This window comes from Kocuria sp. BT304, assembly GCF_003290245.1.
In the GTDB taxonomy this organism is placed as follows: Bacteria; Actinomycetota; Actinomycetes; order Actinomycetales; family Micrococcaceae; genus Kocuria; species Kocuria rhizophila_A.
The window spans coordinates 2,005,174-2,031,131 of the sequence record NZ_CP030039.1 but is presented as its reverse complement, the minus strand read 5'-3'; the positions used below and the strand labels follow the sequence as shown (position 1 = coordinate 2,031,131).

The 25,958-nt window shown below is 68.2% G+C and carries 22 protein-coding genes, 1 tRNA gene and 1 pseudogene; 20 read left to right on the top strand and 4 right to left on the bottom strand.

Annotation, left to right across the window (positions count from 1 at the left end; genetic code table 11):
- The first annotated feature begins 2 nt into the window (after positions 1–2).
- From DNL27_RS09015 to DNL27_RS09005, 3 genes are all read left to right on the top strand, one after another.
- Positions 3–1,322 (top strand): deoxyguanosinetriphosphate triphosphohydrolase, encoded by a 1,320-nt coding sequence (locus DNL27_RS09015; protein WP_112235339.1) that lies wholly within the window; start codon positions 3–5, stop codon positions 1,320–1,322.
- Positions 1,323–1,527: 205 nt separating this feature from the next.
- Positions 1,528–3,534: a DNA primase gene (gene dnaG / locus DNL27_RS09010; protein WP_112235338.1), complete on the top strand. Its 2,007-nt coding sequence runs from the start codon at positions 1,528–1,530 to the stop codon at positions 3,532–3,534.
- A 121-nt stretch (positions 3,535–3,655) separates the two neighbouring features.
- Positions 3,656–3,731 (top strand) — tRNA-Asn (locus DNL27_RS09005).
- A 142-nt stretch (positions 3,732–3,873) separates the two neighbouring features.
- Here the strand turns inward: DNL27_RS09005 and DNL27_RS12635 are convergent.
- Positions 3,874–3,972, bottom strand: a pseudogene (locus DNL27_RS12635) (helix-turn-helix domain-containing protein); the annotation flags it as partial.
- 311 nt (positions 3,973–4,283) lie between these two features.
- On the opposite strand from DNL27_RS12635, the gene DNL27_RS12470 reads away from it, so the two are divergent.
- The 8 genes from DNL27_RS12470 to DNL27_RS08960 all read left to right on the top strand — a co-directional run bounded on the left by DNL27_RS12470 (position 4,284) and on the right by DNL27_RS08960 (position 10,806).
- Positions 4,284–4,418 carry a hypothetical protein gene (locus DNL27_RS12470; protein ID WP_234448690.1) on the top strand — a complete coding sequence of 45 codons (135 nt, stop codon included), beginning with the start codon at positions 4,284–4,286 and terminating at the stop codon, positions 4,416–4,418.
- Complete coding sequence (locus DNL27_RS08990) at positions 4,418–5,311, top strand: hypothetical protein (protein WP_162627123.1); 894 nt, start codon at positions 4,418–4,420, stop codon at positions 5,309–5,311. The genes DNL27_RS12470 and DNL27_RS08990 overlap by 1 nt, the downstream gene beginning before the upstream one ends.
- Positions 5,312–5,435: 124 nt before the next feature.
- Positions 5,436–6,419, top strand: coding sequence for a DUF2637 domain-containing protein (locus DNL27_RS08985; RefSeq protein ID WP_162627122.1), 984 nt, complete (start codon positions 5,436–5,438; stop codon positions 6,417–6,419).
- Positions 6,420–6,422: 3 nt separating this feature from the next.
- On the top strand, positions 6,423–7,715 hold the full coding sequence (locus DNL27_RS12165) for a helix-turn-helix domain-containing protein (protein ID WP_162627121.1): 1,293 nt from the start codon (positions 6,423–6,425) through the stop codon (positions 7,713–7,715).
- Positions 7,715–8,560, top strand: a complete 846-nt coding sequence (locus tag DNL27_RS08975) for a sigma factor (protein WP_112235333.1) — start codon at positions 7,715–7,717, stop codon at positions 8,558–8,560. Before DNL27_RS12165 ends, DNL27_RS08975 begins: the two co-directional genes overlap by 1 nt.
- A 22-nt stretch (positions 8,561–8,582) precedes the next feature.
- The gene (locus tag DNL27_RS08970) at positions 8,583–8,906 is read left to right on the top strand and encodes a hypothetical protein (RefSeq protein ID WP_112235332.1); all 324 of its coding nucleotides are present in this window, start codon (positions 8,583–8,585) and stop codon (positions 8,904–8,906) included.
- A gap of 20 nt (positions 8,907–8,926) precedes the next feature.
- Positions 8,927–10,129, top strand: coding sequence for a CHAP domain-containing protein (locus DNL27_RS08965; protein ID WP_112235331.1), 1,203 nt, complete (start codon positions 8,927–8,929; stop codon positions 10,127–10,129).
- Between the two features lie 14 nt (positions 10,130–10,143).
- Complete coding sequence (locus tag DNL27_RS08960) at positions 10,144–10,806, top strand: hypothetical protein (RefSeq protein ID WP_162627120.1); 663 nt, start codon at positions 10,144–10,146, stop codon at positions 10,804–10,806.
- 34 nt (positions 10,807–10,840) lie between these two features.
- Here DNL27_RS08960 and DNL27_RS08955 read toward each other — a convergent pair whose 3' ends face one another.
- Positions 10,841–11,026: a hypothetical protein gene (locus tag DNL27_RS08955; RefSeq protein ID WP_112235329.1), complete on the bottom strand. Its 186-nt coding sequence runs from the start codon at positions 11,024–11,026 to the stop codon at positions 10,841–10,843.
- A 202-nt stretch (positions 11,027–11,228) separates the two neighbouring features.
- Between DNL27_RS08955 and DNL27_RS08950 the strand changes: the two genes are divergently transcribed.
- The 9 genes from DNL27_RS08950 (at position 11,229) to DNL27_RS08905 (ending at position 21,498) form a co-directional block, all read left to right on the top strand.
- Positions 11,229–11,885, top strand: a complete 657-nt coding sequence (locus DNL27_RS08950; protein ID WP_162627119.1) for a hypothetical protein — start codon at positions 11,229–11,231, stop codon at positions 11,883–11,885.
- A 64-nt stretch (positions 11,886–11,949) separates the two neighbouring features.
- Positions 11,950–12,303 carry a hypothetical protein gene (locus DNL27_RS08945; RefSeq protein WP_112235327.1) on the top strand — a complete coding sequence of 118 codons (354 nt, stop codon included), beginning with the start codon at positions 11,950–11,952 and terminating at the stop codon, positions 12,301–12,303.
- Between the two features lie 28 nt (positions 12,304–12,331).
- Complete coding sequence (locus DNL27_RS08940) at positions 12,332–13,285, top strand: hypothetical protein (protein WP_112235326.1); 954 nt, start codon at positions 12,332–12,334, stop codon at positions 13,283–13,285.
- 24 nt (positions 13,286–13,309) lie between these two features.
- Entirely contained in the window at positions 13,310–14,872 is a 1,563-nt protein-coding gene (locus tag DNL27_RS08935; RefSeq protein ID WP_162627118.1) for an SCO6880 family protein, read from the top strand.
- Positions 14,873–14,885: 13 nt separating this feature from the next.
- Positions 14,886–16,418 (top strand): conjugal transfer protein TraC, encoded by a 1,533-nt coding sequence (locus DNL27_RS08930; protein WP_112235324.1) that lies wholly within the window; start codon positions 14,886–14,888, stop codon positions 16,416–16,418.
- A 46-nt stretch (positions 16,419–16,464) separates the two neighbouring features.
- The gene (locus DNL27_RS08925; protein ID WP_112235323.1) at positions 16,465–18,486 is read left to right on the top strand and encodes a type IV secretory system conjugative DNA transfer family protein; all 2,022 of its coding nucleotides are present in this window, start codon (positions 16,465–16,467) and stop codon (positions 18,484–18,486) included.
- 654 nt (positions 18,487–19,140) lie between these two features.
- Positions 19,141–20,046 carry a hypothetical protein gene (locus DNL27_RS08915; RefSeq protein ID WP_112235322.1) on the top strand — a complete coding sequence of 302 codons (906 nt, stop codon included), beginning with the start codon at positions 19,141–19,143 and terminating at the stop codon, positions 20,044–20,046.
- Entirely contained in the window at positions 20,046–20,852 is an 807-nt protein-coding gene (locus tag DNL27_RS08910) for a hypothetical protein (RefSeq protein ID WP_112235321.1), read from the top strand. Before DNL27_RS08915 ends, DNL27_RS08910 begins: the two co-directional genes overlap by 1 nt.
- Positions 20,853–20,979: 127 nt before the next feature.
- Complete coding sequence (locus tag DNL27_RS08905) at positions 20,980–21,498, top strand: single-stranded DNA-binding protein (protein ID WP_112235320.1); 519 nt, start codon at positions 20,980–20,982, stop codon at positions 21,496–21,498.
- 104 nt (positions 21,499–21,602) lie between these two features.
- Here the strand turns inward: DNL27_RS08905 and mobF are convergent, their stop codons facing one another.
- A complete protein-coding gene (gene mobF, locus DNL27_RS08900; RefSeq protein ID WP_112235319.1) occupies positions 21,603–25,256 on the bottom strand; it encodes a MobF family relaxase in 3,654 nt (1,217 codons plus the stop codon).
- Positions 25,253–25,693, bottom strand: a complete 441-nt coding sequence (locus DNL27_RS12160; protein WP_162627117.1) for a hypothetical protein — start codon at positions 25,691–25,693, stop codon at positions 25,253–25,255. The genes mobF and DNL27_RS12160 overlap by 4 nt, the downstream gene beginning before the upstream one ends.
- Positions 25,694–25,958: the final 265 nt, after the last annotated feature.

The window sequence follows — 25,958 nt, the reverse complement described above, 5'->3', positions numbered from 1 at the left end:
CCATGCACACCCCCGACCGCCTGGGCATCCTGGCCCCCGGCTACGAGCCCTCGGACACCGAGCGCTACGTCACCGAGGACCACCACAACCGCCACCGCAGCCACTTCGAGCGGGACCGCGCGCGCGTGCTGCACAGCTCCGCGCTGCGCCGGCTCGCGGCCAAGACGCAGGTGGTCGCCCCGCAGACGGACGACTTCGTGCGCAACCGCCTCACCCACTCGCTGGAGGTCGCGCAGATCGGGCGGGAGCTCGGCAAGGCGCTGGGCTGCGACCCGGACGTGGTCGACGCCGCGTGCCTGTCCCACGACCTCGGCCACCCGCCGTTCGGGCACAACGGGGAGACCGTGCTCGCGCAGCTGACCCGGGGGATCGGGGGCTTCGAGGGCAACGCCCAGACCCTGCGGCTGCTCGTGCGGCTGGAGCCCAAGCTCGTGACGCCCTCGGGGGAGCCCGCGGGGCTGAACCTCACGCGCGCCACGCTGGACGCCACGTGCAAGTACCCGTGGTCCGCCGCGGACGCCCCGCCCCGGGCGGACGGGCGGCCCAACCGGAAGTTCGGCGCGTACGAGGACGACCTCCCCGTGTTCGAGTGGTTCCGCGAGGGCGCGGTGGAGGGCCGCAAGTGCCTGGAGGCGCAGGTCATGGACCTCGCGGACGACATCTCCTACAGCGTGCACGACGTGGAGGACGCCGTGGCCGCCCACGCCCTGCAGCTGGACCTGCTGGCCGAGCCCACCCAGCGCGGGCGGGTCATCGAGTGCACGCGCGGCTGGTACCTCCCGGACGCCACGGACGAGGAGCTCGACGCCGCCCTGCGCCGTCTCGAGGCCACCGCGGCCTGGGTGCCGCGCATGGACGGCACCCGCGGGGACCTCGCGCGGCTCAAGAACATGACCAGCCAGCTCATCGGACGCTTCGCAATGTCCGCGGTGGAGGCCACCCGGGAGGTCGCCGGGGAGGACCGGCTCACCCGGTACCGGGCGTCCCTCGTGGTGCCGCGGGAGACCGAGCTGGAGATCGGGGTCCTCAAGGGCATCGCCACCGCGTTCGTGATGACCGTGCGGGACGCCATGCCCCTGTACGAGAACCAGCACGAGATCCTCACCATCCTGGTGGAGGCCCTCATGGAGACCGACGGCCGGTTCCTCTCCCCGGAGTTCGCCGCGGACTGGCGCGCCGTGGCGGACGGACCGGGCACGGAGGCCGCGCGGCTGCGGCTCGTGGTGGACCAGATCGCGTGCCTCACGGACCACTCGGCCGTGGCACTGCACGACAGGATTCGCGGCACCAACTGGCGCACGGGGGACAAGCCGCTCTGGTGAGCGGGCGGGCCTGGGCTTGTCCGGGCCCGGATGGGGCGCAGACAGTGACCACGCGGACGGTGGCCGCGCCGGGGGTCCCGCGCGGCGTCGTCGTCCCACTGGTGCCCGTCCGCGGCAGGGCGTCCTCCACGCACCGTGCGGGACGCCCTGCACACCTGCCCGGGCGGCGTCGTTCCTGGTTTGACGGGGTGCCTACACTGGCCCAGTGGCCGGACTGATCAAGCGTGAAGACATCGACGAGGTTCGCGCGCGCACGGACATCCGCGAGGTCGTCGAGCAGTACGTGACGCTCAAGCCCGCGGGGATCGGCTCCTACAAGGGGCTGTGCCCGTTCCACGACGAGCGCTCGCCGTCCTTCCACGTGCGCCCCCAGATGGGCACGTACCACTGCTTCGGCTGCGACGAGTCCGGGGACGTCATCGCGTTCCTCATGGAGATGGACCACACCCCGTTCACGGAGACCGTGGAGCGGCTGGCCGCGCGCATCGGCTACGAGCTGCACTACGAGCAGGGCGGCGCACCCAACCGCGAGGAGGTGGGCCGCCGCCAGCGTCTGCTGGACGCCCACAAGGTGGCCGCAGAGTTCTTCCAGCGCAACCTCTACACCCGCCAGGCCGCGGCCGCCCAGAAGTTCCTGGGGGAGCGGGGCTTCGACCAGGACGCCGCCCGCACCTACGGGGTGGGCTACGCACCGCAGGGCTGGTCCCACCTGTTGAACCACTTGCGCAACCAGGGGTTCACGGAGCAGGAGCTCAAGCTCACGGGCATGTTCTCGGAGGGCAACCGGGGACTCTACGACCGCTTCCGTGGCCGGCTCATCTGGCCCATCCGCGCGGTGGCGGGGGAGGTGATCGGCTTCGGGGCACGCAAGCTCTACGAGGACGACCAGGGCCCCAAGTACCTCAACACCCCCGAGACGCAGCTCTACAAGAAGTCCCAGGTGCTCTACGGGATCGACCTGGCCAAGCGGCCCATCGCCAAGACCAAGCAGGTGGTGGTGGTGGAGGGTTACACGGACGTCATGGCGTGCCACCTCGCCGGGGTCGCCACGGCGGTGGCCACGTGCGGCACGGCGTTCGGCCCGGAGCACATCAAGATCGTGCGCCGCTTCCTCTCCGACGACTCCGCCGGCGGCGAGGTGGTCTTCACGTTCGACGGCGACGCCGCCGGGCAGAAGGCCGCGCTGCGCGCCTTCCAGGAGGACCAGCGCTTCGTGGCCCAGACCTACGTGGCCGTGGAGCCGAACGGCATGGACCCGTGCGACCTCCGCCTGGCCCGCGGGGACGTGGCCGTGCGGGACCTCGTGGAGACCCGCACCCCGCTGTTCGAGTTCGCGCTGCGGGCCACCATCAAGGAGTACGACGTCAACAGCCTCGAGGGGCGGCTGCGCGCCATGCGGGCGTGCGCGCCCATCGTCGCGCAGATCCGCGACCCCTCCCTGCGCCCCGCCTATGCGCGGGAGCTCTCGGGGTGGCTCGGGATCGAGACGGACGAGGTGATGCGCGCGGTGAGCGCGGCGGCGAAGTCCGCGCAGCGCGGCGGTTCGGGACCTGCTGGCTCGGGGCCCTCCGGCCCGGTGGCGTCCAGCTCAGGGCGCTCCAACTCCGGGTACGACGGCGCTCGCGGGCCTCAGCAGGCCCAGGGGCCCTCGCGCGGGGGCCAGGACCAGCGCGCCCCGAGAGCAACGTCCGGCGCTCGCGACGATTCTCCTGAGGAGCCGCGCTCCGTGGAACTGCCCGACCCCCGGGAGCCCGTGTCCCGCATGGAGCGTGAGGCGCTGGAAGTGGTGCTGCAGGTCCCGGATCTGGTGCCGCTGCCCTACTGGGCGCACTTCGACTCCGCCGGTATGACGTACCGGGTGCACCAGGTCATGCACGACGCCGTGGTGGGTGCCCGCGCGGACCTGGGAGAGGGCGTCCAGGGCGGACGCGTGTGGCTGGAGTCCGTGCGCAACCACCTGCCCGAGCCGTTGCACGGCTACCTGGCGCAGCTGTCTGTCACGCCGCTGCCCGCCGCCACCGAGCAGCAGATGCGCAACTACGCGGTGGGGGTCATCACCTCTCTCGTGGAGATGCACATCAACCGGGAGAAGTCCGACAAGCTCGCGCACCTCAACCGGCTCAACGCCCAGCGCGAGCCGGACCTGTACCAGCAGCTCAACCGCGAGCTGCTGGACCTGGAGCTGCAGCGGCGCAGCCTCATGGGGGTGTGAGGCGCAAGCTTTCCTTCCGCGGGGCAGGCGGGTGCGGCGCTGCCCGGTCAGTGGCGAGACAAGTTGAGGAAGCCTGCGACGGGAGGTAGAGTATCGTCTCGTTGCGCGGCAACGTGCGCATTCCCCCGTAGCTCAATTGGCAGAGCATTCGACTGTTAATCGAAGGGTTACTGGTTCGAGTCCAGTCGGGGGAGCCACCACGGAGGCCTCCTCCCCGGAAGGGGAGGGGGCCTTTTCCGTGTCCTCTTCGGTGCGAACCAGCTCTGCTGTGCCCACCGGGCCCAGCAGCTGCATGAGGTTCACGTCCAGGAACGCCGCGATCTGCGCGAGATCTCGCAGCGTGAAGGCTGTCTTTCCCTTCAGCCGGAGAGAGATTGCCGACGGGTGGTAGCCGATCGCTTCCGCGAGCTCCTGCTGACTCACCCCTCGGCGGGCCATCCATGCCTTGATCTCGTTTGTGGCGTAGAGCTCCACCTCGGTAGTGCCCCTCTTCTGGCCCCGTGCCATGGTTCCTCCATGCCTTGATCGCAAGCAGCGTGTCGTCTGAATGCATCGAAATTACCGCAGCAGCAGCGCCAGTTGCAATCAACTCGCTTCACGTGACGCACGAACAGCTCAGAATATTGAACTCAATGCACGGGTGTGGTTGCATTCAGTGCATGGACACAGCATTGGAAGTAGCGAAGAACGTCAAGGGCGCCCTGGGACGGGAGGGGTGGAGCCAGACTCGGGCGGCTGAAGCCTTGGGGATGAGTCGCGTGGCATTCGGGCACCGGGTGAACGGCAGAACGTCCTTCACGGTGGCCGAGCTGCAAAACCTCGCAGACGCACTCGGGGTGAGCTACAGCTCCCTGGTCGAGGTTCCCGAGAGGAAGGCCCAGTGATGAGCGCGCAGCGGGAGGTTCTGGAAGCAGACGTTGTCGAGGTGAACTCGTTCACCGCTCAGGAAGGGCCGCTGACTCGGGCTCAGGCTGAGGTGCTGACGAAGCAGATCCGCACGGGTCTGAACCACGCGCAGGAGCTCATTGTGCTGGCGTGGCAGGGCAGGGCGTGGGAGTCGCTGTCGTACCGCACGTGGGATGAGTACGTGGCGGGGGAGTTCTCGGACCTGTCCTTGCGCCCGCCGTTGGAGACCCGGTCGGACACGCTGACCTCGATGCGCGGGGCTGGTATGAGCATCCGAGCGATCAGCGCGGCCACGACGCTGTCACCGGCGACGATCAGCCGTGCTCTGAAGGAGTCGCGCGGCGATGATCCCGAGGATGGCCCGCACGAGGTCGTGGGCCTGGACGGGAAGGCGTATCGGCCCACGCCGGCGCGGAAGGCCGCGGCCACGGACGTGGAGCTGCCGGAGGAGCTGCTGGACCTGCCGGCAGAGGAAGTGGGCGTGACGCCGTTCGTGCCCAAGCCCGCGCGGACCGGTGGCGCGGCGCCGTCGCTGCCGGGGATGGAAAAAGAGACCGGCGGCGCGGACACTCCGCGGCCCGAGGACTTCGGGCTGGTCGCGGCGCGGGCTCAGGTCTCCAGTGCCTACGAGGCGGTGAAGGCCTCCCTGGAGGTCGTGAACGAGCACGAGGGGTTCCCGGTCGAGGTGCAGTCCCCGGAGCTGGTGGACACGGTCACGAAGTCGCTGCTGGTGCTGGCGGGGCTGTTGGAACGGCTGCGGCTGTGCCCGGAGCGGCTGCCGGAACACGACGTCGTGGCCCGGCACCTGCAGGTGGCGGCGGTGACCCTGGACCGGGTCGCGGAGCGTCTGGGTGGTGAAGCCGATGGCTGAGACATCCAGGCATGAAGAAGGGGCCGCCCCGAACGGCGATTCACAGACGGCCCCCCTGACGAGCACAAACCTAGAAAAAGCTGGCTTCGTCGTGGACGAGCCTACCAAGCAGAGGCGATCACGCGTGACACGAACCAGGCCCTCACCAGCAGCGGGACGACGGATCAACCCGGACTCCTTGAAGACCCTGTGGTTCACGGTCGGTGCTGTGGCCATCCTCGGGCTGACCAGCTTCATGGTCTCGTTCAACGGGCTGCACGACGTGGCCGCGTGGGTGGGGCTGCCGTGGTGGATGCGCTGGGCGGTGCCGGTGTTCATCGACATCGCGATCCTGGCCTACTCGATGGCCGCGGTGATCCACCGCGCGCGCGGTGAGGCGACGTGGCCAACCTGGTTGACGCTGGGGGTGTTCACGGTGGTGTCCGTGGTCGCCAACGCTGCCCACGCCCTGGCCAAGGGTGAGGGCGAGACCGCGGTGCAGTCCTGGATCGGGGCGGGCATCGCGTCGATGGCTCCGCTGGCAGTGTTCGCGGCCACGGAGCAGGTCAGCCGGCTCGCGTTCGCCACGGACACGGCGCTGCAGTACATGCCGCAGGAGGAGGCCGTGACGGCGGAGGAGCTCACGCCCGCTGTCGCGGTTCCTGAGCCGGTGGCGGCGCCTCTTGCGCCGCAGCGGGCGCAGCTGGACCCGGTGGTAACCGAACCGGAGACCACGCCGCAGACACCGGAGGCGGAGCCCTTCGAGGAGCCCGCCCCGGAGACCGCAGAAGAGGCCCCGGCTGCCGAGCCGGAGACCGCAGAGGCGGTCGAGGAACGTCCTGCCGCCGTCATGGAGCCGACCCCCGAGCCCACGGCGCAGCCCGTGGCTCCGGCTCCGGAACCGGTGCAGGAAGCGTCCCAGGAGCCCGCAGAGGCCCCGCAGTCCTCGGAGGCCGAGGACGAGGACCCTGACGGGTTCATCGCGTGGGTACGCGGGCAGATCGCGGCCGGGGAGTCCCTGACGGGGGCTACGGCAGGGGCGTTTTTGGGCAAGTCCGACCGCACTGGGCGCAACCGCTTGAACGTGCTGCGCGACGAGCGGCCCGAGATTTTCGAGGGAGAGAAGTAAGTCATGTCGGTTCAGATGATGAGCTGGGCTCGCACACAGTTTGGGCTGAAGCCTGGTACCAAGATCGTGCTCTACACCCTGGCGGACGAGGCCACCTCGGACGGCGTGGCCTACGTCGGGCAGGTGAAGCTCGCCTGGATGTGCGAGATGGGTGAGCGAACCGTCCGGGATCACCTGAAGGTCCTGGAAGAACGCAACCTCCTGCACCGTGAGCGGCGCTCGGCCCCGTGGATGCGCGGGGGACGTCAGACGGACGTCATCGTGCTCCACGACCACGTGCAGGGCAACCGCGGGGCATTCCCTGGTGCTGCCGAAGAGCAGCGTGAACGGGAGCAGAACCGGAGGCGTTACGGGGTGCCGATGAGCGTTGAGCCGGAGGAGCTCGGCGAGAGCGTTTCCCCTAGTCAGGACCAACCGGCAGAATCTGCCGGTAACCCTGTGGATAACTACGTTTCCCCTAGTCAGGCCGAACCGGCAATTTCTGCCGGTAAGGGCAGCCTTACCGGCAGAAATGCGTCGTTTGAACCGGCAGAATCACGTCAAAATTTCTCGGGTGCCTTAAGAGGAACACGCGCGCGTCTTGTCCCATCCAATCCCATCCAATCCTCGGATCGGATCGACGCCGGGGGCGTCGGATCGGATGGGATCGGATCGGATGACGATTTTCCTTCCGTGGACGCCCAGCCCGAGCAGGCCACGGTGACCGCTCCGGCGATGTCGTACCAGGGCGTTCCGCTGGGGCTGCTGCGGTCCAAGCTCGGCGGTCAGTCGGGAGTCCTCGCCGGAGTGGATGATCCGACGCTGAGCGAGGTCATCGACCTGGTCTTCGCCCGAGCGTCGGGGCCGGTGCTGTCCCCGCTGGGGTTGATGATCCGGGCGCTGCGTCAGCCTGGCGCGGCCGAGGAGCTGCTCGAGGAGGCCGCCGCATTGGTCCAGGCCAAGGCCGAGCACGGGGGCGTCGGGACGGTCCCGCCGGTCTCGGATGCTGCGTGGGCGCAGATCGAGGACGAGATGCGCGAGTCGGTGGCCGCGGCCGAGGAGGCCGAGGCCAAGCGGCTGGTGGTGTGCCCGGTGCACCACATCCAGCACATGGCCGCGGTGACGTGCCCGGGGTGCCGGGCTGACACGCTCACGGGCACGAGCACCGGGGACCAGGCAGCGGCCGAAGAAGCGGAGACCTTCGACATCGAGGCGTGGCGTGAGGAGCGTCGCCGGGAGCGTCAGGAGACCACCGAGCGGGCTCATGAAGACGCTGCGTTGCGGGCTCGCGGTTCGCGTTGGGCAGGTGATCGGTGATGGCACAGGCAACGGTGGGTTGGTCCGAGGAGATGACCCAGGCGTGGAAGGCCACTCGTGGGCTGATCGTGCACACTCTGGCCGCCGGCGGGTGCGTGCAGGACGTTGATGACGTGCTGCAGAAGACCTGGATCGCGGCGAACTCCTCGCTGGGGTCCTTCGACCCCGAGAAGGGCACGTTCGCGCACTGGATCAAGGGTGTGGCCCGGAAGCAGGCGCTGCGGCACATGTCCGGTGAGGCGTACCAGGTCAAGACGGCCAGCGCGGTGGAGGCCGCTGCGGCGTCGGGCGCGGTGACCCCCTTCGACGTGATCGGTGATGATCCGGGGTTGGTGGTGATGGAGCAGCTGGACGCGATCCGGCGGGTCTCCCGCGTGATGGTGGTGCTGCGCCAGGTCGTTGGGGAGGTTCCCGTGCTGCTGGAACGCTCGATGCATCTGGTCCTGGACTACGACGGGGACGTGCCGGCGGCCGCGCGCGGGCTGGAAGTCCGTCAGGAGGCGCTGCGGGACTCTCACCGCAACATCCTGGATCTGGCTCAGGTGATCGACAAGGCGCTGAGCGAACACTGGGCGCGGGCCAACGAGGGCCGGGCTCAGGAGCCGGTGACGACCCGGGACCTTCTGGGGTGCCTGCCGGCCGCAGATGCCGAGCACCGGCAGTGGATCACCGCGATGGTCAAGGCGGTAGTGGCCTGCGGCGGGTTCGAGTGCGTGACGGCTACCGCGCTGGCTGAGGCCACGGGCTGGTCGGTGACGTACTGCCGTCACGGGCTGGCGAGGACTCAGCGGTTGCTCTCGGTGGCGCTGTCGGTGATCCGCACCGGCGCGGTGGCCGGGGACTGACGCGGGGGCGGGAGGCAGAGCAATGGCTGGTATGAGACGTTTCGGCACAGATGATCAAAGCCCCCAGGACGAGCCCGACGCCCCGCGGCTGGGCCAGCGGGTCCGCGGCTCGGCGCGTGACTTCTTCGACCAGGCCGTGTCGTGGGCCGACGGGTCGCGGGCGCGCACCGCGGTGATCGGAGCGATCGCGGTGGGTGTGATCGTGGTCTGGATGCTGCTGGTGTTCCTCTTCTTCGCTCGCCAGGGGCCCAGCGCCTCCGTGGTGGACCCCACGGGCCCAGCCGCCGCGGCGGTTGTGGTGCCTGCGGCCGCGGGCGGGTCCGTACCGGGCTGCTGCGCGGCGTGAGCCGGGGGCGGTGGTAGGTCATGGGTGTTGTTCGTGAGGCAGGCAAGTGGGGGCTGCGTGCGCTGCTGCTGAAGGTCGCGGGGCCGGTGCTGATGGCCGGGTCCGTGCTGCTGCTGGTGCTGGGCCTGGTGGTCGGGGTGCTCGTGCTCGGTGGCTCCCCGGGAGACCAGAACGAGACCGCTGCGAATCCGTGCGCGGCCCCGGGTACCAGTGGTGGGGGAGAGCCGGTAGCCAAGGGCAAGGTCCCGAAGCCGGAGTGGGAGAAGGAGATCATCAGCGCCTCCAAGGTCGCCCAGCTGCCGTCCTCAACGATGGCCGCGCAGCTGGACACCGAGTCGCAGTGGAACCCGAACGCGACATCGCCCGTCGGCGCAGGAGGGTTGGCGCAGTTCATGCCGGACACGTGGGCGTCGTACAGCCACGGCAAGCCGGTCACGGACCCGATCGCCTCGATCCGCGCTCAGGGGGAGTACCTGCGGGATCTGCGCAAGGAGGTCGCCCCGATCGCGAAGTCCTCCAAGACCAGTGAGTCGGATCTCGTGTTCGCGGCCTACAACGCTGGGCCCGGTGCGGTGCAGGCCGCTGGCGGGGTGCCGGACTTCGAGGAGACCCGCAACTACGTCGCGAAGATCAACGAGCTCGCGAAGTCCTACGAGGCTGAGGGCATCGGTGAGGACAAGCCCGCCAAGGACAAGGATGCGGACAAGAAGTCCGAGGAATCGGCCGATGATGCGTGCGGTACCGGTGGTTCCTACTCCGGGGGCAAGACCTCGGGCAACGACGACTACCCCTGGCGGGGTCAGAGCGTGGGTGTGCACGCCGAGTCCGGTTTCTTCTACGGCCAGTGCACGGACTTCGCGTGGTGGCGGTTGAACCAGCAGCTCGGTGGGGATGCGAAGAAGACAGTGGTGACCAACACCGATTTCCCGCCCCGTCTGGGCGACGGCGGCCAGTGGGCTGAGGGGTGGCGTGCCCGCGGGTGGCCGGTGGATCACACCCCGGAGGTCGGGGCGATGGCGAACTTCGCCCCTGGTGCCTCGGGCGCGGACGAGGTGTACGGGCACATCGCTGTGGTGAAGGAGGTCAAGGGCGACAAGGTCGTGATCGAGGAGTACAACGCGCTGGTGCCCTCCGGGTACGGCACGCGTGAGCTGCCGGTCTCCGGTGTCTCCTGGTACCTGCACATCCCGGATGATCAGAAGAAGAACAAGGCGACGAAGTAGAAGTAGGGGAAACCATGAGGCAGAACATGTTCACGCGCGGGTGGATCATCGCCGCGGTTGCGCTGGTGGTCGTGGTGGGGTTGGTGCTGGCCATCGGTATCACGCTGCTGGTCCGGTCCGGCGGCAGTGAGAGGGATGCGAACGAGCGTCCAGAGCTGCCGGCCAACGCGTCGGTGGCCTCGGGGACCCCGTCTGCGACGGCGTCGCCGGTGCCGGAGGAGAGTGCTCAGAAGGACTCCCGGTACGGCTCGTTCGGTGGTCCCCAGACCCGGGACGAGGACGCGGCGGCCAAGCAGGGACGTTCGGTGGCCACACCGAAGGACGTCTACCCCGGCTGGGATGCTGCGGAAGTGCGCCAGGGGGAGGAGTTCGCGGTGGAGGCGCTGAAGAAGTTCACGGCCAAGACCGAGAAGAAGGCGTGGCACGCAGCCGTTGACCCGATCTCCACGACGTCGTTCAAGAAGGCCCACCAGGCGTACAACCCGTCCTACAGCGCGGTGAGCACGGTCGGTGAGGTGATCTCCTCCGAGGCCAGCGGCAACCCGCAGCTGCTGGTGGTGAAGGTCTCCACGGACAAGGGCCCGTTCACGGTGCGGGTCTTCCGCGAGACGCTGGATTCCGCCCTGCAGCTGGACCATGTGGAGCCGCAGAATCCGCGCGCGGCCTACGGCTCGTGATGCCGGCTGCGGGGCTAGTGCGGGGGTGTGGTGCTCAGAGGTACTTGTTCCAGATGGGCTCGTGGGTGGCCATGTAGATCAGTCCGGCGATGAGCAGGATCCCCATGGACACCCACCCGGCCTTGGTGGTCAGGAAGAAGCGCAGCAGCCGCAGCCCGAAGACGATGGCACCGACGAAAGCGATGAACAGGGCTGCGATGAGTGCGAGTGCGGCTCCCATGAGAGGGCCTTCCGGTTGGTGACGGTGTACTAAATACCATATCCCAGGTATGGGAACAGTGGCCAGGTGTTTCAAATGAAACACCTGGCCACTTTTCGTGCCGGGTGACTTGCGTGCGGTGGGTGGGGGAGTCAATACGGTCCAGGAGTCGCAGTGCAGCTCCTGTCCCTAGTTGATGAGAGGAGTGGTGGTGAGGATGGTCTTGGCGGAGACATCATCCGAGCTGATTCCCAGCCTCGGGACCTTGGCCGGAACGGTCGGGGTCGCTGCGGCGGTGGCGGTGTTCGTGGTGGCTGCGGTCTACTCGGCCGGCATCGTGTTCGGAAAGCTCGGCTGGAAGTTCCTGGACCGGATCTGGGAGCCGCGGGAGTTCGCGCTCATCGTGGCCGGTGCCATGGTCCTGGGCTCGGCCTCCGGTGCGGTGACCTGGTCGGGTACGCACCTGTACAAGATCGCGGCGAAGCCGGAGCAGGCGGTGGCCCGTCCGGCGTACGCGATGAACAACGACTGCAAGCCCTACACATTCAAGACCGCGGACGACGTGGGCAAGGTCGAGTCCGTGGTGGGGGCGGATACGAAAGCGAAGCTGGAAGATGGCGGCTTCGCCATCGGTCGCGTGGATTTCTCCCAGACCGGTGAGGTGAGCCCCTCCAACGTCGTCATCGACTTCAAGCCGCATATGGAAAACGACGGGACCTGCACCGAGGACCCGGACCCGTGCTACCAGGTGAAGCTCTCCTACAAGCAGTACACCGAGTCCGAGCGGGCCGGTAAGCGCAAGACCACCGAGCACAAGTGGGTCACCCCCGACGGCTACGACAAGGCCGCCTGTGGGGACCAGGACGCCCGCGAGTTCTAGGCCCGCGGCGGCCACCGATCACTACTTCATCCATTTCGCACCACGAATCTCGAAGGAGAACACCATGAGTTCCATCGCTACCTACGCATCCACCAAGGCCCTGATGCTGAGCAACCAGGCCGTGCAGATCGGCGCGGAGAAGGTCGATCCGGGGGTGAACTTCGACTACTCCGCCCCGTGGCTGGGCTCGCTGCGTTCGGTGGCGGGCATGATCGGGGCCACCGTCGTGGTGATCCTGTTCGTCGGCGGCGTGATCAGCATCGGATTCCTGGCCTTCGGCAAGCTCTCGAAGTCCGAGCAGGCGTTCTCCAAGGGCCTGTGGGGTCTGCTGCTCACGGTGATCTCGGCCGCGCTGCTGGGCTCGCTGGCTGGTCTGATCTCGTGGGGCGCCGGCCTTCCGCTGATCCCCCAGAACTAAGACCTACACGAGCGGAGGGAGGGTCCTCATGGCTGGATTCGGAGACTGGTTCGGTGACTCGGGCGATACCTGGTTCACCGCGATCCAGAAGTTCGCGACGCAGGCCAACCAGTGGCTGGAGGACGCGTTCAGCGCCTCCGACGTCAACGAGTCGTGGTGGGCTGCGGTCGTGGGGACCCCCTCAAACCCGGGGATGCTGAACACGTGGATGGTCGTACTCGCCCCGATCCTCGTGATGATGGTCTTCCTGCAGGTCGTGCTCAGCGTGTGGCGCGGCTCCGGGCTCGGGGTCGCCCGCGCCGCGGCCGGGGCGTTCCTCGGGGTGCCGGCGACCTACGTGATGGTCTGGTTCGCGGAGATGGCGAGCAAAGCCTCGGATGAGGCGGCCGGGTTCATCATCAAGCAGGGCGGGGATCAGAACGCGTCCGTGTTCATGCGGATCTTCGGGATCAAGGTCACCGACGGCAAGCTCACCGGACTGCAGGAGAACTACTTCATGTGGGACGGGGTCATGCAGAAGGAGGGCGGCTGGGCGCTGCTGGTCCCGATGCTGCTGATGGGAGTGATCTGGTTCCTGTCCATCATCCTCGCGTTCGTGATGTCGCTGCGCGCCCTGGGGATCATCATCCTGGCCTCCTTGGCGGGGTGGGCGGTGATGTCCATGTCCCTGGAGGTCACGAAGTCCTGGTTCGGGTCCTGGATGAAGATCATGGTCGGGCTGCTGATGGCCAAACCCCTGGCCGCGGGGCTGATCGTGCTCAGCTCCACGGTGTTCAACTACGCCCAGTCCGGGATGCAGTTCGCCGCCGGTGTGGCCGGCCTGGTGTTGGCGATCGCCATGCCGTTCGTGGCCGTGCAGCTGGTGAGCTTCACCGCGGTGAGCTCGATCGGTGGCACGGACCGGGCGCTGGGCCAGTCGATGTCGGCTCCTGCCCGTGGGATCAGCCAGGGAGCGCGTGGGCTGTCTCGCCTGCGTCGTTGATAGAAACGAGAAGGGAAGAAGACCATGGCTCTGACTGATGAGCAGGCGACGTTGGAAGACATCACGTTCCCGCGCCGGGAGAAGGCGGGGATCGTTCTCGGGCTGGACGTGCCCGGGATGATCAGCATCTTCGTGTGCCTGGTGCTGATGATCGTGGTCGTGATCGCGTTGCCGTTCCCCTGGGGACTGGTGATCGCGCTGCTGCTGCTGGGCCCGGCGATCCTGCTGGGCTGGGGCCGGCACAAGGGCCGACGGATCTTCGGGTGGGAGCGGCTGATCCGCACCCACTGGCTGCGCCAGCTCACCCGCCAGAACCTCTACGCCCGTCCGGCCCCGGTTGCCGATGCTGGTGCTGAGGCGCGGATGGAGAAGAAGGCCGAGCAGATGGACGAGAAGGCCGAGCGTGAGGCGCTGGAGTGGGAAGAACCGGTGCCGGGCAAGACGCCCAAGCCCACGCACCTGCACCTGCCCGGCGGGGCCAACGAGCTCAAAGCCTATGAGACCGCCGGCGGCTACGGGCTGGTGCATGACCCGGCGCGCAAGCGTGTGGTGGTCACCGCCCGGATGAACACCCGCAGCTCCTACACGCTGCAGGACGACTCCCAGCAAGCGGCGATCCTGGATGACTGGGGCAACCTGCTGGCGGTGGTGTGCCAGAACCCCGCGGTGGTGGGTGCGGTCGGTACGGACGTGACCACGGTGACCACCGGTGAGCAGATGCAGGAGTTCTACCGTTCCTCCGCCCGCGCTGCTGGTGCCGGGGACGCACTGAACCCGGTGGCCCACCAGGGCTACCTGGACCTGCTGGCGGAGTCGGACATGACTCATCACCCGCAGTACCTGACGATCTCGCTGTCGATCCCCATGTTGAAGACGGAGATCAAGCACCACGGGTCCGGGATGAACGGGCTGCTGGGTGCGGTCGAGGCCCGGATGGTGGCCCTGGAGAAGGACATCGAGGACAACAACTTCCACGTGGATCACTGGGTGCGGTGCGAGGACCGGGCGGGACTGCTCCACGACATGTTCTCCCCGTCGCCGATGGGGGTTGTGGACGGGCTGCAGGTCACCCACGGCGGGCCGGTGGGAGCCCGGCGGTACTGGGACAAGCTGCGCGCGGACGCGCACTGGCACCGGGCGTTCGTGATCGAGGAGTGGCCGTTGAAGCCGACCCGGCCCGGGTTCCTCGAGAAGGTCATCCTGGACCTGAAGTTCCGTCACGCGGTCTCGGTGGTGCACAAGGCCGGTGATGACGAAGCCGCGATGAGACAGGTCAACCGGCAGATCCAGGACACCCAGATGCAGCACAGCGTCTCCGAGCGTTCCGGGCGCCGGGTGTCCTTGGAGATGACCCGGGAGTTCCAGGATCACCTGGACCGTGAGGAGGAGCTGGTGTCCGGGGCCACGGACATGCAGTTCCGCGGGTTCATCTCGATCACCGCTGATTCCGAGGATGACCTGGACCGCTACAGCTCCCAGCTGCGCTCGGCGGCCGCGCGAGCTCACCTGAAGGTGGAGCCGTGCTACGGCCAGCAGTTCGAGGGGTTCCTGGCGGCCACGGGCCTGCTGGGCTTCGGGATCGACTAGGAGGGACACGATCATGAGCACGAGACTGACGGAGACTCCGGAAGAGCTGGGCATCCTCGACGTCGAGCCCTACGAGGAGGACCGGCGGGCGCGCCGGGTTGCTCAGCGGGAACGGAAGCGGGCACGGAAGAAGCTGCACAAGCAGTACGAGCGCGAGGTCAAGCACGAACGCGTCAACTACATCCCCGGGGTGCGCTACGGGTGGCAGGGCGCGTTTCGGGCGAACAACTTCTGGGGCTCGCTGCGGGTGGACACGAAGCTGCGCCGGGCGACGTCGTTCACGGTGGCCACCGCGTTCCCCTACGTGGCCTCGGGGTCCTTGGGCGTTCCCGGGGTGTGCCTGGGCACGGATGAGACCGGTGGCGGCGCGTTCTACTTCGACCCGTGGGAGCTCTACGCCGCGGGGATTCTGCAGGGCACCTCCATGGTGATCCTGGGCAGTGTGGGCACGGGCAAGTCCACGTGCGTGAAGGCCATCGTGACCCGTCTGGTGCTCGCGGGTCGTCGTGGTGTGGTGATGACGGACAAGAAGGGCGAGTGGGCGATCGTCTCCGCGTTCGTCGGTGGGGTCACCATCGGTGTGGGCACCGGCAACGACACCCGCATCAACCCTTTGGACGAGGGCAACCGACCTTCGACGGACGCAGAGAATAAGCCGTTGACGGATGAGAAGTGGGCGGCGATGGTCCGTGCGCGCCGGCTGTCGTTGCTGAGCTCCATCGTGGGGATCCTGGACGGCAAGCGGATGAAGTCCTCACCGAAGAAGGTCATGCGGATCTGCCTGGACAAGGCGGTGGCCAAGGCTGCGGCGGAAAACCGGGTGCCGGTGCTGCCGGATGTGATGGCGGAGCTGGCGGACCCGCCGGAAGAGATCCTCGAGAAGAAGCGGCTGCGTGACGCCGCCGGCGCCCTGTCGGACACCTTGTCTCAGCTCACCGACGGCGACCTGGTGGGAATGTTCGACGGGGAGTCCACCGTCGAGTTCGACGCGTCGGCGCCGCTGGTGGTGTTCAACACCCAGGGGCTGGACTCGCTGTCGGAAGAGGGCCGCAAGATCGCCTACGCCTGCACCCAGTCGTGGGCGGAGTCGATGATCACCTCCCGGGACTTCGGGCAGCGCGTGGTGGTCTACGAGGAGGGCCTGGACTCGATTTCCGACGCGGGCTCCCTGTCCCGGATGGTCTCGCAGGTGAAGCTGGCGCGGGCCTACGGGATCTTCAACATCTTGGTGCTGCACAAGCTCGGGGATCTGGACATGGCCGGCGACGTCGGTTCCAAGACCCGTGCCCAGGCGCTGTCGCTGCTGGGGGATTCGGACATCCGGGTGGTCTACCACCAGAACGCCGACCAGCACGCGATCACCCGCGAAACTCTGGGGCTGACGGCCCGGGAGACCGAGAAGATCGGCAAGTTCGGGGTGGGCGTGGGGCTGTGGAAGCTCGGCGAGCACACCCGGGTGGTGCGTGTGGTGATGACCAAGCCAGAGCAGCCGGTGTTCAACACGGATGCCGGTATGAACGTGAGCGCGGTCCCGGCTGGGGCCTGAGCACCACCAACGAGGGCATAGGGCCCCGGTGAAGGAGCGAGCGAGCATGATGATCTCGGAGAAGGACAAGAACCTGCTGATCCTGTGCGGGCTGGTCTTCGGCACGATCGGCGGTGTGTGCCTGGTGCTGGGCACGGCCACGCTGTTCACGTGCGGGGACTGGCACCTGTACTCCCCGGCCCAGACGATCGAGGCGGTGAAGGCCGGGGCCGACTTCTCGCACCTGACGGGTGTGTGCGGGCCTACCACCGTCGGGGTGATCTGGACGGCCGCGGTGCTGTTCATCGCCGCGGTCCTGGCAGTGGCCGCAGTCATGGCCGGGGTGGTGCGCTGGCGGGAGTCGGACCACCACCGCATGAAGGAGCTCGCCGCTCGTCCGGGGGTAGCCGCGGGGCGAGAAGTGAACCGGGAAGTTGGGCGGAAGGCGCTGAAGCAGAAGGCGGCTGTGCTGCGCCCGACCCTGGAGAAGCCGAAACTGGCCGACGCTGGTTGGATGCTGGGCACCTCTCAAGGCGAGCAGGTGTGGGTGTCCACGGAGGACTCGATCCTGCTCTACGGGCCCCCGCGCGCCGGTAAGGGCTTCTTCCTGGTGATCAACGCGATTCTCGACGCCCCCGGTGCGGTGATCACGACCTCGACCCGCGGGGACAACGTCGCGGCGACGCTGGGGCTGCGGCAGAAGATTGGCCCGTGCATGATCTTCGACCCCCAGGGGCTGGCCGGGGGTAAGTCCGCGTTGAAGTGGTCCCCGTTCCAAGGGTGTGAGGATGAGGAGAAGGCCTCGATCCGCGCCCAGGCCCTGATGGCCGCGACCGGTTTGGGGAAGTCGTCCTCGAACCAGGAATGGGCGCAGCAGGCTCGGATCATCTTGCAGTACCTGCTCCACGCCGCGGCACTGGGCAAGGTCTCGATCCGTGACTTCGCTCGGTGGGGGGCGGCTCCGGAGCTGTGCGGGAAGGCCGTGGAGATCCTGCAGCGCCACCCGGATGCGGCACCAGGGTGGGGCGCGAACCTGAAGTCGGAGGTCAACTCGGACCCGAAAACCCGGCAGTCCAAGTGGCTCGGTGTCACCGGGGCGACGGAGGCGCTGTCGGTGGGGCGTGTGGCCGAGTCGCTGGACCCGGGGCCGGGAGAGAAGATGCTGGACCCGGAGGAGTTCATCCGGTCCAAGGGCACCTTGTACCTGCTGGGCTCGAAGGCCGACGGTTCGGCGGTGGCCCCGTTTCTGATCGCTTTGATGGACGAGATCGTGAACACGGGCAAGCGGATGGCGCGGTTGCAGCCGGGCAACCGGCTGGACCCGCCGATGATGGTGATCCTGGACGAGATCGCGAACCTGGCCCCGTGGGAGGCACTGTCGCAGGTCATGGCCGACGGTGGCGGCTCGGGGATCTCCACCATGGCCATCTTCCAGAACGCGGCCCAGGTGCGGATGCAGTGGGGCACCGATGCGTCCCAGGCGCTGATCGACGCGGCGATCGTGAAGGTCCAACTCGGTGGGGCGGACAACGCGGAGGAGCTGCGGAAGTTCACGGACTTGATGGAAGAGCGGGTGCTCACCGACCGCAACCGCTCGGTCTCGGATCAGGGCGGGTCCACCTCGGAGAACACGCGGCGGGAGACGGCGCTGACGGTCCCGGATCTGCACCGGCTGCCCAAGGGCTACGGGCTGCTGATGAGCCGCAGCACCCGCCCGGTGATCATGAAGATGACCCGGTGGACCAAGCGCAAGGACGCCAAGGACATCAAGGAGTCCCAGCGGCGTTACGGGCAGATGCTGAAGACCGGGGGCAGCATCGACGACCTGCTGCTGGACCTGGAACAGGCCTCCGCCCCGAAGAAGTCGAAGATGCGCATCGTCGTGGAGAAGACCCGCGTGCTCGCGGGAAGCACCGTAGCCCGGTGGCGCGCCCGGCAGAAGACGAAGGCGCAGAAGAAGGCCCCGGCCACGGTCGCGCATGGGTCCGAGAACACCGCGCAGAGCGCGACCGATGACGGGCAGCAGTCGGCGCCGGACCCGGCCGGGGAGACGACCGAGGATCGTGTGCCTGCGGGGAAGGAGGGGTGAGCGGTGGGCTGGTCTCTGGGACGCAAGCAGGGGGCTGCGGCGGCACCCTACCGGGACGGGTATCTCCGCTCGGCCGCGTGGCGGGAGACCCGCAGACGGTACTTCGCGTGGGTCCACGCCCAGGGCGCTATGCCCACCTGCCAGGTCTGCGCGGCGCGGCGCAACGCCGACGGGACCGCACTGGATCTGCACCATCTCTCGTACGAGCACTGCGGCAAGGACGCCGACGGGCGCTGGTACTCGCACGAGACCGTCGAGGACCTGGTGCTGCTGTGCCGGGACTGTCACCAGGAGCTACACCGAATTTTGGATGGATCAGGGAAGGACTGGAAGGGATGGGATCGCAGGCGGGCCAGTGTGGCAGTCATTGTGCATCTGAGGGGGCGTCGTCCAGTGAGGCCGGTATGAGTTGGGGTGAGGAGTTCTGCGCGGTGTGTGGCAGCGACTACGGCGGGGGCCAACGTCACCGGGTCCAAGCACCAGGGGCCGTGAAGGTGTACCTGTGCGATGGGTGCTACCAGGTGACCACAGATCTGGTGGCCTCCCGCGGGGGTACCCGGTGGGATGCCGTAGCGGAGATGACCAGGAGGCTGGGGCGCCTGCTGCTGGGGTGGGGGACACCGGAAGCTCGCCCACGAGAAGAAGGAGCCTGAGATGGACTGGAGCAAGCTGGAGAAGATCCAACCCGACACCGACGAGACAGCCGAGTCGAGCGCGGCCCAGAGCAGCGGGTGGGAGGACTTGGCCACGGCGTCCGAGGACGGGTTCACCGACCCGCACCTGGCCCAGGCGGTGGAGGAGCAGGGCCTGGGGGCCCAGTACCCGGAGTTTCTGGGGACCATGTGGCGCGAGATCACCGACGTGCGCGTCAAGCGGGAGGCGTGGATCTGGCTGCGGGAATGGGTGGACGGGTTCGTCGCCCAGTACCGGCCCAACGAGGGGGTCATTCGCCCGTGCTGGTTCCGTCATCCGGATGCGGTGGCCGAGCTGTGGGCGGTGGCCAACGCGGAGCTGAAGGTCTGGTCGGAGCAGATGATCAGCACCATGCCCATGACCGGGTTCCAAGCGTTTCTGCCCGGGGTGTGGGACCGGCTGGCGAATTCCTCGATGCGCGAGTGTCACGACGGCCACACGGAGCCGGATTCCTTCGGCAAGCGTGAGCCCGCGTGGGCGCTGGAGGTCGATGAGCAGGACTGGATGGACCACCTGCACAGCGTGGCCGACGTCGAGGAAGACGTGCCGGCTGGGTACGCGCGGATGGTTGCCGTGAGCTCCACCGGTACGCGCACGGCCTCGGAGGCGGTGGAGGTGAAGGCCAAGCGCACCCCCGCGCCGGCCACGGTGAGTACCCCGGTGCTGGTGCGCTCCGGGGACGGGACGGAGGGCCTGGAAGCGGTGGCCACCGGTGAGGACGTCGTGCGCACCGAGTGGGAGCACGCCCAGAGCCCGCAGGGACCGTGGGAGGTGCTGGCGAAGTCGGCGCGTGATGTGTCAGCACACGACACCTCCGGCGACGCCGACGTCGAGGGGACTGAGCAGATCGAGGAGGATGAAGCCTGATGAGCGAAGACGTCACGAAGGACTACGTGGAGCTGCTGGCGGTGCTGACCGGTGCTGCGGTGCAGGTGAGCTGGGTGGCCGCGCGAGAGACCCACCGCGAGGCGCAGGCGCTGCGCGAGCGGATCGCCCGGGCGGTCAAGGCCCCGGACTGGGCACCGAAGGACAAGGCCGAATGGGACCACCACACCGCGGTGGTCAACGACGAGGGGAAGACGATCGGGTACGCGGACGAGACCGATCCGCTGGTCGCCACCCTGGACCCCGCCGATGGTTCAAAGCCCGGTGGTGAGAAGCTGCTCAACGTGGGCGGGGACACCTGGCTGGCTGGATCCCACGCGGCCACGGATGCGGAGCTGGACGCCGTGAAGATCACCACGGCCCAGTACGCACGCCAGTGGCTGCGGGAGGCCGGCTGGTCGCTGTTCCCCAAGGACGAGACCCCGCAGGCCACCGACACGGGACCGGAGGCGACCGCGCAGACGGCGCAGGAAGAGTCCCCGGCCCGGGAGGTGGATGCCTCAGCGCCGGTGCTGGTGGAATCCGGCACGGCCGAGGTGCCCGGCTCGGCCCGGGAAGTCGTGGTCACCGGCGGAGAAGCCAAGGTTCCGGAGGCCGTGCCGGTGCAGGTTCCCGGTGAGGGGACGGTCAACGGCAGGCAGGTTTCCGGGTGGGATGACCTGGCCCCGGAGATGGCTGGAGCGGATACGGCCCCGCCGGACACCGGGTTCAGCCGTGAAGAGGAACGGCTGATCGGGGCCGGCCCCACACGCTCGGCACCGCAGCCGCCGAGCATGAGCTGGGACTGAACACCGTCGGGGAGGCCCCGTCGCACACGCGGCGGGGCCCCACTTCTGCCCAGGGGCCGTTTCGGGCAATACCAGTACGACGACCAATGGAGGCCGTCGCAGTATCGCCTTGGGAGAGGAGAAGATCATGGCGCGTCCGAAGATTGATCAGATGAAGGTCAGCGGCAACCTGGTGGATGATCCGCAGCGGATCACCACGGGTTCGGGTCAGGAGCTGGTGGTGATGAAGATCGCCGAGAACAACCGGGTCTTCGATCGTCAGAAGAACGAGTGGACCGACGGGGACCCGAACTACTACGAGGTGGCCGTGGACGCCCAGGCGCGGCGTCTGGGGAACTTGGCGGACAACGTCGAGACCTCCCTGCACAAGGGCGACCGGGTGTCGGTGGAGGGGTCCTACACGGCGACCCCGTACCAGGCCAAGGACGGGTCGCTGGGGGTGAACCACCGGATCTGGGCTGATGAGGTGGCGCCGTCGCTGCGGTTCGCCTCCGCAGCGATCGAGCGCAATCCCAGCCCGAGCGCGGCGGCGACGGCGACGGCGGAGACCACCGCGGGGTGGGAGACCGTGGCCCCGGGATCCGGGATGGCGGGTCCGCAGAGCACGCCGGAGCCGCCTCGGCAGGACAGCGCCTCGATGGCGTAATCGCCGCCTCCCTGGGCCGTGCGTGAGGCCCAGGTAGCGGACATGTGGCCGGTCACCTTCGGGTGGCCGGCCACAGTGCTGCCCCCAGCAGCACACAGAGGAGCTCAGGAGATCTCGGCGGAGTGCTCCGGGGCAGTCTCCGGGGTCCGGTGGTGCTCGGTGGTGTCCGTGTCCGCGGTGGCCGGCTCCTCGTCGGGCAGGGGACGCGCGGCTTCTTCGGCAAGCATCCGGTCGAACCAGGTGGGGTCCATGCACTCGGCCAGCTGTGCGACGTCGGCGGCCTCGGCCTCGGCGAGGGCCTGGCGCAGGCGGTGATGGATCTCGTTGAGGCGACGCTCGTTGGGCTTCGGAGCCTCACCTAGGGCCGTCTCCGCGTCGTCCTGGTGGGACAGCGCCCGCCACCGCACGATGATCTCCTCCGCGCCCGGGTACTCGGCCCGGGCCTCCTTCAGCCAGTCCTCGTCCTTGTTCACCCGCAGCACCTGTTCGATGCGGGCATCGGCGGCGGCGGTGATGGTGCTCAGGGCACGCTGCTCATCGGCGGTGGTGTGGGCGGAGCGGGGCATGAGGTCCGCGGCGACCGGGGTGGCCTGCCGAGACGCGGCCGCGGACAGCGCGGTCAGTGCCTCGTCCAGGGAAGAGACGGTGTCCGGGATGACCTCGGCGGGGTCCAGGTCGTACACCCGGGCCAGGCGCACGGCTTCTTTCATCTCGGGGGCGTCGGCCATGTCGCGGGGGTCGATGGGGGTGTGCTCTTGCACCCAGTCGTGGACTCGGCGGGTGGCGGCCACGGTGGTGACGTATTCGGCTTCTGCCAGGTAGCGGGAGAGGTCGTGTGCCCACCCGTACTCGGCGTCCTGGACTTCGTGGGCGGTCCTGTCCTGGGAGGAGTTCGCGAGCACGGACTTCAGCTGGTTCATCACCGTGGCCGGCACCCGGGTGCGCATGACACCCCACGGGTCGGGGTGGGCGGCGTCTTCCTGTTCCGGTGGTGGGGTCACGTGGATGAAGTTGCCCTGCTTGCCGCGGGTCAACCCCACGTAGAGCTGCTCGCGGCCGAAGCTGTCATCGACGGCCACGTGTGCGGTGTCCACGGTGAGGCCCTGGGCGCGGTGAGCGGTGGACGCGTAGCCGAGCTCAACGCTGGCTTCGCAGTAGCCCAGGGGCAGGCGGATGGCCGCCCCGGTGTCCTCGCGGGTGGCTTCCACGGTGGTGGGGTTGATCGCGGTGATGGTCAGCCGGGACCCGTTCTTCACGAAGGACCCGGTTTCATCGAGCAGCCGCCGGTTGTTGGTGCGCGCCAGGATCGTGTCTCCGATGTACGCGAGATCCCCGGCGCGGATGGGGACGCTGCGTGAGGTGTCGACGTCTCCGGCGGTGATCCGATCGGCCTGGGCGCGCTGGTTGAGGTCGTGCACGGCGTCGTTGCGGCCTGCGATGAGTACGGAGGACTTGCCCTTGGCGGTGTCCCGGGCCCACGCCTGGTAGGCGCTTTCCAGGGCGTCCTCGGCGGTGATGATCCGGTCGTTGTCCTCGAGTTCGTACAGCGCGTCTGGTTCACCGTCGCGCAGCAGAAGCGAGTTGCTGGCTTCCCAGTGGTTCTCGAACCGCCAGACGCTGGAGAGCGTGGAGGCTCGGTGGGTGTTCTCCATCCACGCGAGGAACCCGCCTGCTTCGACGGCTTCGAGCTGGCACGGGTCACCGATGAGCAACATCTTCGCCCCGGCCTGCTGGACCTGGGCGTGGAGCTGGTAGAGGTCGGTGGTGGAGGCCATGGACGCCTCGTCCACGATGAGGATCTGGCCTTCACGTAGCTGGTACTTCGACTGCTCAGCGATCGTGGCCGCCAACCGGGTGCGGGCCGCATCCAGGCGGGCTGCTGTGGCGCGGTCATCGCGGTGCTGCAGTTCGGTCTCCAGGGCGGTGATGGTGTTCTGGTGGGTGCGGTAGAGCTGCGCGCGGTGGGCGGCTCCGTCACCGACGGTCTCGTAGAGCCACTTGGCGATGTTGTCGGTGGACACGGACAGCTCTTCCCCGAGCACTTGGGCGGCTGCGGCGGAGGGGGCCAGGCCGATCACGGATTCCGGGCCGTGCTGGTCTTCCCACGCCGCGCGGATACCGGCCAGGGTGGTGGTCTTGCCGGTGCCGGCCGGACCGATGATCGCGGAGATCGTGGAAGCGGAGGTGAGGACGTCGGCGGCCGCGCGGCGCTGATCCTTGGCCAGGGGGTGGCCCTTGGTGGAGCGGTAGTCGGTGAGGACCGCGGCCGCGCGTTCGGTGTCGGTGAGGTGCGCGCCGTTGTCATCGTCGCTGGCGTCCATGAGGGTCTGTTCGATGCTCAGCAGCTTCTCGGTGGTGTAGAGGTGCGTCTCGGGGGAATCGAAGACGGAGTGGCCGCGGATGCTCAGCCCGTCCTGGGTGAGGTCATCGAGGGCGTGACGGTGCGGGGTCAGCGCGACGGCTTGGTCTAGGGCCGCGTCGGTGACCTGGGAGGTGAGGAGCATTCGCTGCTCGTGGTCGGCGAACCGTGTGGTGGCCAGCATCCGGTGCACGGCGGCATCCACGTTGGCGCGGGTGAAGGTGGGGTGCTTCAGTGCTGCTCGGCGCAGCGCGTGGGTTCCCAACTCGGTGAGCGCGTCATCGGTGAAGTCCGCGGCCGTGTAGAAGTCCGTGGACAGCCCTGTGGCGGCTTCCACGATTTCCCGGGGGAAGTAGCCGCGGTCCATAGCCTGCCGCCACCACAGCGCCACCCGGGCGCGGATGGTGAGCTTCTCCTCGGGCTTTGCGTCACGGGTGTCCAAGGTGGCCTGCCGACGCAGATTCAGGAGAACGTCATCGGGCACCTCGCGGTCGTGGGTGGCTTCCCACTGCCGGACCAGTGCAGCAGCCCGGTCGTTGATGAGCCGGGAGCGGGAAGAGAACTCCTCGATGAGCTCGTCGGGGACTCCCAGCAGCTCCACCCGGTGATTGGAGTAACCGCTCTCGGACCGGCTCTGTTGGTGGAGCGGGTCGCGTTGCTCGGCGACGGCACCGATCGTGTGGGCGAGGTTGTCGTAGACGGTGGCGTTGTACATCTCGGAGACGGCCACGACCCATCGGTGCAGCGTGTAGGAGTCCAGGGTCACCCAGGCACCGTCGGAAGAGCGTCGCACGCGGTTGGAGACCACGGCGTGGGTGTGCAGCTGCGGGTCCCCGGCTCGTGAGTCCGCGTGGTCGAACAGCGAGGCGAGCAGCCCTTCCACGGGGGTCTTCACGACACCGCCGTCACCGGCGCGGGACTGCACGATGTTCTCCTCAGCCCACTGCAGGCAGGTTCGCACGGCCTCCTGGTGGGCGGTGTGGATCTTCGCCTGGGTGGGAGCATCGGCCATCGCCCACAGCACGGAGATCGACTTGGGTGCGGAGAAGGTGAGGTCGAAACCACTCACACCTTGGCGCACGGGAGCCGCGGCCTTGCCCCTCGGGGTCTTCGCCCCGGCCGGTGCTGCGGTGCGCTTCATCGGGGACTTTCCCAAGGGGGCGCCGGTGCGGGGGTGGGTCATCTTCTCGTAGACGGCCACGGCGTCGAGCTTGGTGACTTCCTGCCCGGCGGCCAGACCGGCGGCGGCGACGCCGTTGCCGAACCAGGTTCCGGGCGGGTCCCCGGATTCGGTGTAGTAGGAGGTGAGCTTGCCGGGGCCGGCGGCGGTGGTTCCGTCACCGGCGGCCACGGAACCGAGGTAGTAGGCGATCGACATGCGGGAGATGGAAACGGTCATCGTTTCGTCCTTCCGTTCGTGGTGGGGGTGGAAGCGCGGACGGACTGGTAGGTGCGGAAGATCTCCCGGTCGAACTCGTCCCAGGTTTCGGGGGTGTGCAGCCGGAAGTAGCGTCCGGCAACCATGCGGAAGTGCTGGCCGATCTTCCGGAAGCGTTGCCGTTCAGCGGAAATCGAGGCGGCCATTTGCCGGGTGGCTTCCGCTGCCGATTGCCGCTCGCGTGCCAGCTGCTGCTGGTCGGCAAGCTGCTTCCGCAGCTGGTCTACTTCCGCCTTGAGCCCGTGCGCCGCTGCTTCCGCTTCCGCTAGACGTTCGCCGACGGAGGCCACACGGCGGGCGGCCGCGAGCTCGCGTTCTTCCGCGTGAGCACGGGCCGCGGCAATCCGGTCTGCCGCGTGGAAGGACCGGCTACGCCACTTCCGGGAGGTGGCACGCACCCGGGCCACCAACCGACGCAGCCGGGCGTTCTCCGACTCCAGTGCGCGAATCCGTTCCGCGCGCTCATCATCGGCGGCCGTTGCCGATGGAGGATCTGCGATCGGTAGCCCGCGCTGACGTCTCGCGCGGGCTCTGTAGGAGCAGTCCGAGGAGCAGTAGATGCGCTGGGCTGGTGCCGCTTCCGGCAGCTGCGAGAAGCAGACGGGGCAGGTTCGAGAGGGTGTGCTCACAGGGGTAGTTGCTGTGGCGCGGCCGGGACGGTAA

Coding starts and splice junctions, on each gene's coding strand:
- DNL27_RS08915 (WP_112235322.1), top strand. CDS start 19,141: ATGGACTGGAGCAAGCTGGAGAAGATCCAACCCGACACCGACGAGACA.
- DNL27_RS08930 (WP_112235324.1), top strand. CDS start 14,886: ATGAGCACGAGACTGACGGAGACTCCGGAAGAGCTGGGCATCCTCGAC.
- DNL27_RS08955 (WP_112235329.1), bottom strand. CDS start 11,026: ATGGGAGCCGCACTCGCACTCATCGCAGCCCTGTTCATCGCTTTCGTC.
- DNL27_RS08940 (WP_112235326.1), top strand. CDS start 12,332: ATGGCTGGATTCGGAGACTGGTTCGGTGACTCGGGCGATACCTGGTTC.
- DNL27_RS08910 (WP_112235321.1), top strand. CDS start 20,046: ATGAGCGAAGACGTCACGAAGGACTACGTGGAGCTGCTGGCGGTGCTG.
- DNL27_RS08945 (WP_112235327.1), top strand. CDS start 11,950: ATGAGTTCCATCGCTACCTACGCATCCACCAAGGCCCTGATGCTGAGC.
- mobF (WP_112235319.1), bottom strand. CDS start 25,256: ATGACCGTTTCCATCTCCCGCATGTCGATCGCCTACTACCTCGGTTCC.
- DNL27_RS08965 (WP_112235331.1), top strand. CDS start 8,927: ATGGGTGTTGTTCGTGAGGCAGGCAAGTGGGGGCTGCGTGCGCTGCTG.
- DNL27_RS08925 (WP_112235323.1), top strand. CDS start 16,465: ATGATGATCTCGGAGAAGGACAAGAACCTGCTGATCCTGTGCGGGCTG.
- DNL27_RS08975 (WP_112235333.1), top strand. CDS start 7,715: ATGGCACAGGCAACGGTGGGTTGGTCCGAGGAGATGACCCAGGCGTGG.
- DNL27_RS12165 (WP_162627121.1), top strand. CDS start 6,423: ATGTCGGTTCAGATGATGAGCTGGGCTCGCACACAGTTTGGGCTGAAG.
- DNL27_RS08970 (WP_112235332.1), top strand. CDS start 8,583: ATGGCTGGTATGAGACGTTTCGGCACAGATGATCAAAGCCCCCAGGAC.
- DNL27_RS08935 (WP_162627118.1), top strand. CDS start 13,310: ATGGCTCTGACTGATGAGCAGGCGACGTTGGAAGACATCACGTTCCCG.
- DNL27_RS08905 (WP_112235320.1), top strand. CDS start 20,980: ATGGCGCGTCCGAAGATTGATCAGATGAAGGTCAGCGGCAACCTGGTG.
- DNL27_RS09015 (WP_112235339.1), top strand. CDS start 3: ATGCACACCCCCGACCGCCTGGGCATCCTGGCCCCCGGCTACGAGCCC.
- DNL27_RS08960 (WP_162627120.1), top strand. CDS start 10,144: ATGAGGCAGAACATGTTCACGCGCGGGTGGATCATCGCCGCGGTTGCG.
- DNL27_RS12470 (WP_234448690.1), top strand. CDS start 4,284: ATGAGTCGCGTGGCATTCGGGCACCGGGTGAACGGCAGAACGTCCTTC.
- DNL27_RS08990 (WP_162627123.1), top strand. CDS start 4,418: ATGAGCGCGCAGCGGGAGGTTCTGGAAGCAGACGTTGTCGAGGTGAAC.